8 protein-coding genes are annotated in these 9,073 nt (G+C 70.5%); 7 read left to right on the top strand and 1 reads right to left on the bottom strand.

What is annotated here, in order from left to right:
- Positions 1-206 precede the first annotated feature (206 nt).
- Positions 207-470, top strand: a complete 264-nt coding sequence (locus EFK10_RS08300) for a GntR family transcriptional regulator (RefSeq protein WP_127355096.1) — start codon at positions 207-209, stop codon at positions 468-470.
- 64 nt (positions 471-534) lie between these two features.
- On the opposite strand, the gene EFK10_RS08295 is transcribed toward EFK10_RS08300, so the two are convergent.
- On the bottom strand, positions 535-2,148 hold the full coding sequence (locus EFK10_RS08295; RefSeq protein ID WP_127355095.1) for a recombinase family protein: 1,614 nt from the start codon (positions 2,146-2,148) through the stop codon (positions 535-537).
- A 237-nt stretch (positions 2,149-2,385) separates the two neighbouring features.
- Between EFK10_RS08295 and EFK10_RS08290 the strand changes: the two genes are divergently transcribed.
- The 6 genes from EFK10_RS08290 to EFK10_RS08265 form a co-directional block, all read left to right on the top strand.
- Positions 2,386-2,604 carry a type II toxin-antitoxin system VapB family antitoxin gene (locus EFK10_RS08290; protein WP_127355094.1) on the top strand — a complete coding sequence of 73 codons (219 nt, stop codon included), beginning with the start codon at positions 2,386-2,388 and terminating at the stop codon, positions 2,602-2,604.
- Positions 2,605-3,030: a PIN domain nuclease gene (locus tag EFK10_RS08285; RefSeq protein ID WP_127355093.1), complete on the top strand. Its 426-nt coding sequence runs from the start codon at positions 2,605-2,607 to the stop codon at positions 3,028-3,030.
- 11 nt (positions 3,031-3,041) lie between these two features.
- On the top strand, positions 3,042-3,581 hold the full coding sequence (locus EFK10_RS08280; RefSeq protein WP_127355092.1) for a GNAT family N-acetyltransferase: 540 nt from the start codon (positions 3,042-3,044) through the stop codon (positions 3,579-3,581).
- A gap of 9 nt (positions 3,582-3,590) precedes the next feature.
- Positions 3,591-4,598, top strand: a complete 1,008-nt coding sequence (locus EFK10_RS08275; RefSeq protein WP_127355091.1) for a hypothetical protein — start codon at positions 3,591-3,593, stop codon at positions 4,596-4,598.
- A 155-nt stretch (positions 4,599-4,753) separates the two neighbouring features.
- On the top strand, positions 4,754-5,527 hold the full coding sequence (locus EFK10_RS08270; protein WP_127355090.1) for a TIGR03936 family radical SAM-associated protein: 774 nt from the start codon (positions 4,754-4,756) through the stop codon (positions 5,525-5,527).
- A 146-nt stretch (positions 5,528-5,673) separates the two neighbouring features.
- A partial coding sequence (locus tag EFK10_RS08265; RefSeq protein ID WP_164835888.1) for an Rne/Rng family ribonuclease occupies positions 5,674-9,073 on the top strand: 3,400 nt, incomplete at its 3' end.

Genomic DNA, 9,073 nt, shown 5'->3' with positions numbered 1-9,073 from the left:
AGCCCGGTACTCGGAGACGGGTACGCCGGGTTCGGAGAGCGGCCTGAAGAAACGGACCGGTGGCAACACCGGAACCGCGCTTCAGGCCGACTCAACCGCGGGGGTCCTGTCGTTGTGCATTTGTGCAGCTCCGAATATGACGCAGTTGCTGCGGCATGACGCGGCCTGCTCGGGCGCACTCCTGTCTGACGCCGCAGCATGGCTGCATGACCGCAGAGCTCCCGCAGTACCGATGGGCGGAGATCGCCGACGACATCGCCGAGCAGATCCGCACGGGCAGGCTCGCCGGAGGCGCTCGGCTCCCTGGCGAACGGCTGCTCTGCGAGGAGTACGGCGCAGCACTCGGGACGATCCGTCGAGCCGTGCGGGACCTGAAGGAACGAGGGTTGGTGGGGGTCGTGCCAGCCAAGGGGACGTACGTCCTGCGCCAGGAGCCCGAGCAGGACGAGACCCCGCCAGCCGGTGAATGACTGACGGGGTCCAATTACGTTGGGTCGACGGCCGGCTGAGCGGAGAGTGATCGGGCTCGGCGCCTCACAGCTCGACGGCGAACGGGTCCTCCTTGATGACGAGCCGGTCTTGCGCATCCCTCGGGAAGAGGACTCGCAGGCTCACGTTCGGGGCGCGCTGTCCCTTGACCTTCTCTCGGGTGACCTCGCACCGTATGCCGACCCGGACCGCGTCCGCCTCCAGAGCTTCGAGCCCTCCGCCTTCCCAGCGTTCGCGCCACGTCTCGCCGTTGTGGACGTTCTCCCATCGGTCCTGAAGGGTGGCAGGGTCGACCGTGTCCAGCTCCTTCAGCAGCTTGTCGAGCGTCGCCGTCGCCTGCTCCCTGGCGAATGCCGAAGAGGCGTACCGTCCCCCCGGCTCCAGCTCCTTCATGTAATAGGTCGCCGACTCCTTCAGGCGCTTGACCTCGGCTCGCACCTCGGTGGCTTCGGCGTACTCCCGGACCTGTACCGGGTAGCTGCCGAGGGACTTCAGGATGCGCTCCGAGAGTGCGAGGTAGAGAGCATCCGGGGCGGGGATGCCGTGCCCTCCCCCCTTACATCCGGTGCATCGCATATAGGAGTAGGCGCGCCCCTTGTGCGTGGTCCTGTTGACCCGCATCCGTCCGCCGCAGTCCGCGCACACGATGACCCCGAGGAAGCGCGTCACCCCTCCCGGCTGTCGAGTCGGCTGCTTCTTCGAGCGAGCATCGAGAGCGGCTTGCAGGGTGTTGAACTCCTCCTCGGTGAAGATCGGCTCGGCCACCCGTATCGGCTTGCCCTGCCGGTCGAGCACGAAGCGGGAGCGACGGACACCGCCAGCCTTGTGCTCCTCAGTCCGGTACCCCATGAGTGCAGGGTTCCGGAGGCGGCGGTGCAGGGTCGTTGCGGTCAGTCCCTCGCTCATGAGCCCGGACCGCTTCAGGCACTTGACCATGAACTGACCGGACCGACCCCGCAGAGCCATACGCCGAGCCCAGTGCAGAGCCTTGTGCGCCTCGGGGTCGACAGCCAGGCGGGGACGGCCGTCCTCACCCGTCGCCGTGACGTAGCCGTGCGCAGGCTTGCCGACGAGCCAGGCGTCCTGAGTCCTCGCGTACTCCCACAGAGAGGCGACGCGGGTCGACGTGTTGCCTGCCTCGATCTCGGCGATACCGCCGATGACCGTGACGAGCACCTTGCCGATAGTCGTAGACAGGTCGATCGGGTCGCTCTTCGATACGAGGTTCTTCCCGTACCGGTCGGCCCACTGGATCATGACCGAGAGGTCCGACAGGTTGCGGATGAACCGGTCCAGCTTCCAGAACATGAGGACGTCGAACTCGGGGGCCCGGTCGTTCAGCCACCCCCCGAGGCTCTTGCGCTTCCACGGCGGAACCTTCGTTGCCGACACGTTCAGGTCCGATGCGACGCCGATGACCCGGCACCCCTTCTCCCTGGCCAACAGGCGAAGGTCGAGCTCCTGCCGGACGGGGGACGTCGTATCGTCGGTGAATACGGACAGCCGCACCGAGAGCAGGGCTCGGGGAGCGTCCTCGGGGAGCAGCGCCTCCGCCGCCTTCAGCTCCTCCAGTAGTGCCAGGTCTGCCGGTGTCCACTCGGCCTCGACGTCGTATGCGGCTCGGTCTGCGGCTGTTGCTCGCTTCGTCTTCACACCCATGAGCTGCATGTTACTGGATATGGGTCTATCTCACTCTGCCCGCAGATGGACACACACATCTAGATCGGCCCGACGGGGAAGAAGCTGCTGCCGCTGACGGTGGTGAAGTAAGAGGCCGGCTGCTGCCGCGTGTGAGCCCCCGGCCCGGGATGGGCCGGGGGCTCACACGCTCGATGCGTGCTGAAATGTTTCTGCTCGTCGCAGCGTTGGATATCCTTAGAGTGGAGGTGATTACGTATGGCCAAAACGGTGATTGACCTCAACGAGGAAGCATTGGCGCTTGCTGCCGAGATGCTGGGCACCAAGACCAAGAAGGACACGGTGAACGCGGCACTCGAGGACATAGCGGCGCGCCTCAGGAGGCTGCGCGCGATCGAGCGCATGCGACGGCTCGCCGAGGGCGGCGCATTCGACAAGATGTTGGAACCTGGTTTCGAAGAGGAGGCCTCGCGCTAGATGGCGAGTCAGGGAGGGTTCCTGATCGACAAGTCGGCGGCCGCCAGGCTGTTCCGCGCCCAGCCTTTCGAGGAGTGGGGCGGGATCCTGGAGCAGGGGCGCATCGGAGTCTGCGCGCCGACGGAGTTCGAAATTCTCTACTCTGCTCGGTCCCACGCGGAGTACACCGAGACCAAAGAGACTCTGCGAGACCTGTACGGCTGGTACCCGGTGCCGGATGACGGCTGGCGGCGGCTTCTCGAACTCCACGAAAAGCTGGCGGCTGGGGGGCAGCACCGAGCTGCCGGTATGGCCGACCTGCTGGTCGCCGTCACCGCGATGCACCACCGCCTCACCCTCCTCCACTACGACCATGACTTCGAGACCATCGCTCGCCACAGCGACCTCGAGACCCGCTGGCTCGCCGAGCCAGGATCGCTGGACTGAGGCAGATTGTATTGCCCGAGCTCATAGCCCCGGATATCCGCGTGCACGCCTCCTGTATCGCCGCCATGGAGGAGTTCCGCGCCGAGGGGCGCGGCGCCCCCGGAGAGATCTCGTCGATCGGGCTGGCGATCCGCGAATACGGTGACTGGTGGCAGGACCCGGCTGTCTTCGCGGAATTCGTCGCGCGGGTCCAGACCCTCACCCCGGACCCCATCGCCCTGTGCACCACCCTTTGGTACGTCGACGGCGACACCTACCTCGGCCGGCTGGCCATCCGGCACGAACTCACCCCGCCGTGGGGCGACTTCATCGGCCACATCGGTTACGACGTCCGACCCACCGCCCGTCGGCGCGGTCATGCGACGGCGATGCTGCGCGCGGCGCTGCCGGTGGCGTACGGGCTGGGGCTCGACCCGGTCCTGGTGACCTGCGATGTTCCAAACGTCGCTTCACGCAAGGTCATTGAGGCCTGCGGCGGCCGCTTCGCCGACCAGATGGACGGCAAGCTGCGCTATTGGGTGCCCACCGGCTGCGAGCCCGGGATCAAGTAGCGTGCGGCCATGCATCAACGGGGGAAGCGTGAGGTGGCGTCGGAGGGTGACGGCTGCCTGATCGCCGCGATACGACTGCCGTTGCGGATCATCGCTCTGGTGATCGTGCTGCCAGTGCGCTTGCTGTGGGACGCGCTCGCTGCTGTGGGCCGGGCGCTCGAGCGGTACGTGCTCGCGCCGTTCGGGCGTGGGCTGGCGTGGCTGGTCCGGTGGCTGGTCGTGGTGCCGACGGTGACGCTGTGGCGGTACGTGCTGTCGCCGGTGGGGCGTGGGATCGGCTGGGTCCTGCGGATGCTGGGCCTGGGGCTGGTGTGGCTCGGGCGGGTGCTCTTCGTGCTGCCGGTGGTCGCGTTGTGGCGATACGTGCTGTCGCCGGTGGGGCGCGGCATCGCCTGGACGCTGCGGATGCTGGGCTCGGGGCTCGTGTGGCTTGTGCGGGTCCTCGTCGTGGTGCCGGTGCTGGCGCTGTTCGGGTATGTGCTGGCGCCGCTGGGGCGGGGGATCGCCTGGGCCCTGCGGATGCTGGGCGTGGGGCTGGTGTGGCTCGGGCGGGTGCTCGTCGTGGTGCCGCTGGTGGCGTTGTGCCGGTACGTGCTCGCCCCGGTGGGCCGGGCCCTCGCCTGGACGCTGGGTGCGCTCGGGGTGGGGCTGGCGTGGCTCGGCCGGTGGCTGGTCGTGGTGCCGGTGGTGGCGCTGTGGCGGTACGTGCTGGCGCCGGTCGGCCGGGCGGTCGCCGCCGCGCTGGCCTGGGCCTGGCGCGTCGCCGGGTACGTCAGCCGGGCCATCGGGCGGGCCCTCAAGTGGCTCTTCTGGGTCCTCGTGGGCGCCCCGGTGGCATGGGCGTGGCGGAACGTGCTGCATCCGGTGGGGCGCTTCGTACGGCGTGAGCTGTGGTGGCCGGTTAAGCGGGTGCTGGGCGAGGCCTGGCGTGCGGGCCGTGACACGATGCGGTCGGCGCGGGCCGATGTGCGGCGGGCGCTCTTCGGGGTCGGGCCTAAGGACCGGACAGGGCGCTGACCGGGGGGCCGGGGCCATGGCGCCCGGACGCACCCCTGCACCGCCCCGGGTAACCTGGAAGGTGCCAGACAGCCCCACGCGGGGCCCACATACATACGAAGGACTGAACGACACTGGGCAAGCGACAGCCCGAAGGCCCACCACCCGCGCCGACGGTGCAGCGCATTCGACTGCGTTACACCAAGCGGGGCCGCCTCCGGTTCACCAGCCACCGCGACTTTCAGCGCGCCTTTGAGCGGGCGCTGCGTCGCGCGGAGGTGCCGATGGCCTACTCGGCCGGCTTCACCCCGCACCCGAAGGTGTCGTACGCCAACGCCGCACCCACCGGCGTGGGCAGTGAGGCCGAGTTCCTTGAGATCGCGCTCAGTAAGGCGTGCGACCCCGAGAAGCTGCGGGTGCTGCTGGACGAGTCGCTGCCGGCCGGGCTGGATGTGACCGATGCGGTGGAGGCCCGGACCTCGGGGCTTGCCGAGCGGTTGCAGGCTTCGGTGTGGGAGCTGCGCCTGGACGGCGTGGAGCCCGCGGAGGCGGAGAAGGCGGTCGCTCTGTTCCTGGCCGCCGAGACCGTCGAGGTCGAGCGGATGACGAAGAACGGCGTGCGTGTCTTCGACGCGCGCGGCGCGGTGCGACGGCTCGAAGTGGTGGATCCGCAGGTCGTCACGGCCTCCGGGAACACGATCGAACAGGGTGCCGATAGGCCAGTGGCAGGTGCTTGTGCGATACTGCGGCTGGTTGTTCGGCATTTGACACCTGCCGTACGACCCGACGACGTCCTGTCCGGCCTCCGTGTGACGGCCGACCTCGCGCCGCCGGTCCCCGTAGCGGTGACCAGGCTGGCGCAGGGGCCGCTCGACGAGGAGACCGGCACGGTGACCGATCCGCTCGCGCCTGATCGCGACGCCGCGACGGTGCCGGAGGATTCCGCGTAGGACTGTCGTCGTGGTGTGACGCGCGCGACCAGCGCGCTCACGTACTTGACGAGACTTTCGTCGGCCCGTCAGGACGGCGCCGACGAGCAATACGACAGCTCCCGTGTGGCGCTTGCGCCCGGGAGCACGACGGGAGAAATGCCCGCATGCTCGAACTGAACGAGCCCAACGAGGCGCCGCAGAACGACGCCACCGACAATGAACAGACGGCTGCCCCGCGCCGCCGTCGCCGTGCGGCCTCACGGCCCGCGGGACCACCGGCCGCGACCGCTGAGGTGGCAGCGCCCGACGGGAGCAGCGCCGCCGCTCCGGCCATACCGGCCGTCCCGGAGCCCGTGGAGGCTCCCGCTGCGGGGCCCGTGGAACCGCCGAAGCGCCGCCGTGCGACCAGGAAGGCCGCGGCTCCGGCCGCAGCGCCGGAGGAGTCCGCCGAGACGGCTGAAGCCGCTGAGGCACCCGCCGCGCCGAAGCGGCGCCGTGCCACCCGCAAGACGGCCGCGCCCGAGCCCGTGGAGGCCGAGTCGGTTGCCGCCGCCGACGCTCCGGCGAAGGCGCTGCAGGAGCCCGAGCCCGAGAAGCGGCCCGCCCCCGCGAAGCGCAGCCGCAAGCGTGCGGCCGCCCCGGCGGCGTCCTTCCTGGCGGAGGACGACGGCTCCCGGCGGCTGAAGCCGGGCGCGCTGGCGCCCAAGGACAACGACCAGGAAGAAGCCCCGGCCCCGGCCGCCGCTGCCGCCCCTGCAACCGCTCCCGCTTCCGCCGAGGCGGCCGCGGAAGAGGCCCCGGTTCGCGCCAGGCGCACCCGTAAGCGCGCCGCCGCGTCCGTCGAGCCCGTCACATACCCGGCGAAGGCCGTACGGGACGGCAACGGCTGGGCCGTCGAGGTGGAGAACGCGTTCGGGATCCGCGGCTACGGCGAGACGGTGGAGGAGGCACGCGCGAAGGCTGTGGAGGCCGTCGCCGAGGCCTTCGGCGTACCGGCGACGTCGGTGAACGTCGAGGTCGCCACTGCCGAACAGCCCGAGCCCCAGCCCCAGCCGCAGCCCGAGGAGGAGGCTCCGGCCCCCGCCCGTGGCCGCCGTCGGGTCGTACGGCCGCCGGTGGCGGTTTTCCAGCCGCCGGTGTTCCAGGCGCCGGAGGCCCCTGCGGTGCCGGCCGCCGCTCCCGCCGCCGAGGCGGAGGAGCGCGAGGAGCCCGAGGCACGCGACGTACGTGAGGTACGCGAGGAGCACGACGACGAGGAGTACGGGACCGGCTCGCGCCGCCGTCGCCGTCGTCGTGGCGCCCCGGCACCCGCGGCCGAGGCCGTGGAGGAGGCGACCGACGAGGCCGCCGAGGAAGCCGCCGAAGCCGAGCAGGCGCACGACGAGCATGAGGACGAGGGCGACGAGCGTCCGTCCCGCCGCCGTCGCCGTGGTGGCCGCCGCCGTCGCCGTGGCGAGGCCCCGGAGGGCGAGGAGGGCTCCGCCGCCGAGGACGAGGAGTCCGAGGACGACGAGGAAGCAGCCGAGGCCGAGGGCGACCACGACCACGAGGGCGCCGAGGATGCCGATGAGCACGGCAGCGTGAGCAGCCGTCGCCGCCGGCGTCGTCGCCGTCGCGGCGGGGACTCCGCCGCCGAGGACGGCACGGGCGCCGACGACCCGGAGCGTACGGTCGTCAAGGTGCGCGAGCCGCGTGCCGCTGCCGCCAGGGCCGGGCTGGAGGGCGGCACCGGTTTCGACGAGGTGCAGTCCATCAAGGGCTCGACCCGTATGGAGGCCAAGAAGCAGCGCCGCCGCGAGGGCCGCGAGCAGGGCCGTCGCCGGGTGCCGATCATCACCGAGGCCGAGTTCCTGGCCCGCCGTGAGGCGGTCGAGCGCGTGATGGTGGTCCGGGAGACCGGCGACCGTACGCAGATCGGCGTGCTGGAGGACGACGTCCTCGTCGAGCACTACGTCAACAAGGAGCAGGCCACCTCTTACGTCGGCAACGTCTACCTGGGCAAGGTCCAGAACGTGCTGCCGTCCATGGAGGCCGCCTTCGTCGACATCGGCAAGGGCCGCAACGCCGTCCTGTACGCCGGTGAGGTCAACTTCGAGGCGCTCGGCATGGGCCACGGTCCGCGCCGCATCGAGTCCGCCCTCAAGTCCGGCCAGTCGGTCCTGGTGCAGGTCACCAAGGACCCGATCGGCCACAAGGGCGCCCGCCTCACCAGCCAGGTCTCGCTGCCCGGCCGCTACCTGGTCTACGTGCCCGAGGGCTCGATGACCGGCATCAGCCGCAAGCTCCCCGACACCGAGCGGGCCCGCCTCAAGACCATCCTCAAGAAGATCGTCCCCGAGGACGCGGGCGTCATCGTGCGCACCGCCGCCGAGGGCGCGAGCGAGGACGAGCTGGCGCGCGATGTCGAACGGCTGCAGGCGCAGTGGGAGGACATCCAGAAGAAGACGAAGACCGGCAACGCCCCGGCGCTGCTGTACGGCGAGCCGGACATGACGGTCCGGGTCGTCCGCGACATCTTCAACGAGGACTTCAGCAAGGTCATCGTCAGCGGTGACACGGCCTGGGAGACCATCCACGGATACGTCTCGCACGTCGCGCCCGACCTGACGAACCGCCTGCAGAGGTGGACGTCGGAGGTCGACGTCTTTGCGACGTACCGGATCGACGAGCAGCTGCTCAAGGCGCTGGACCGGAAGGTCTGGCTGCCCAGCGGCGGCTCGCTGGTGATCGACAAGACCGAGGCGATGGTCGTCGTCGACGTCAACACCGGCAAGTTCACCGGCCAGGGCGGCAACCTCGAGGAGACCGTCACCAGGAACAACCTGGAGGCGGCCGAGGAGATCGTGCGCCAGCTGCGGCTGCGCGACCTGGGCGGCATCGTCGTCATCGACTTCATCGACATGGTCCTGGAGTCCAACCGCGACCTGGTCATGCGGCGCCTGCTGGAGTGCCTGGGCCGCGACCGTACGAAGCACCAGGTGGCCGAGGTCACCTCGCTGGGCCTGGTCCAGATGACGCGCAAGCGGGTCGGGCAGGGGCTGCTCGAGTCCTTCTCCGAGACGTGCGTGCACTGCAACGGGCGCGGCGTCATCGTGCACATGGACCAGGCGACGACCACCGGTGGTGGCGGCAAGCGGAAGCGGCGTCGTGGCGCTGCCGAGGCCGATGAGCCGCTGTCGGCAGAGGCCGTTGAGGCCGCCGAGATCGAGGAGGCGGACGCCGAGGCCGACGAGGTGACCGAGCTGGAGCCGGTCGCGGTCGCCGAAGCGGACCTCGTGCCCGCCCTCGGCGGCGACGAGGAGTGGTTCGGCAGCCCGGCCGAGGCCGAGGCGGCCGCGTCCCGGCGCAGCAGGCGTCGTGTGTCGCGCCGTGCGACCGCCCCGGTGAGCTCGCCGGAGCCCGCGCCCGAGGCGCCGGCCGAGATCGTGGTCGCGGCCAGCACCCCGGAACCGGCCCCGGAGCCAGTGGCGGAGCCCGTCGCCGAGGCGGCCCCGGAGCCCGTTCCCGTCGCCGCTGCTGCGCCTCGTGTGCGGCGCCGGGCCACCCGCAAGGTCACCGCTCCGG

It is taken from the genome of Streptomyces soli, assembly GCF_003999195.1.
Lineage (GTDB): Bacteria > Actinomycetota > Actinomycetes > Streptomycetales > Streptomycetaceae > Actinacidiphila > Actinacidiphila soli.
The sequence above is the reverse complement of the archived record's forward strand: the minus strand, read 5'-3'. Positions and strand labels throughout refer to the sequence as shown.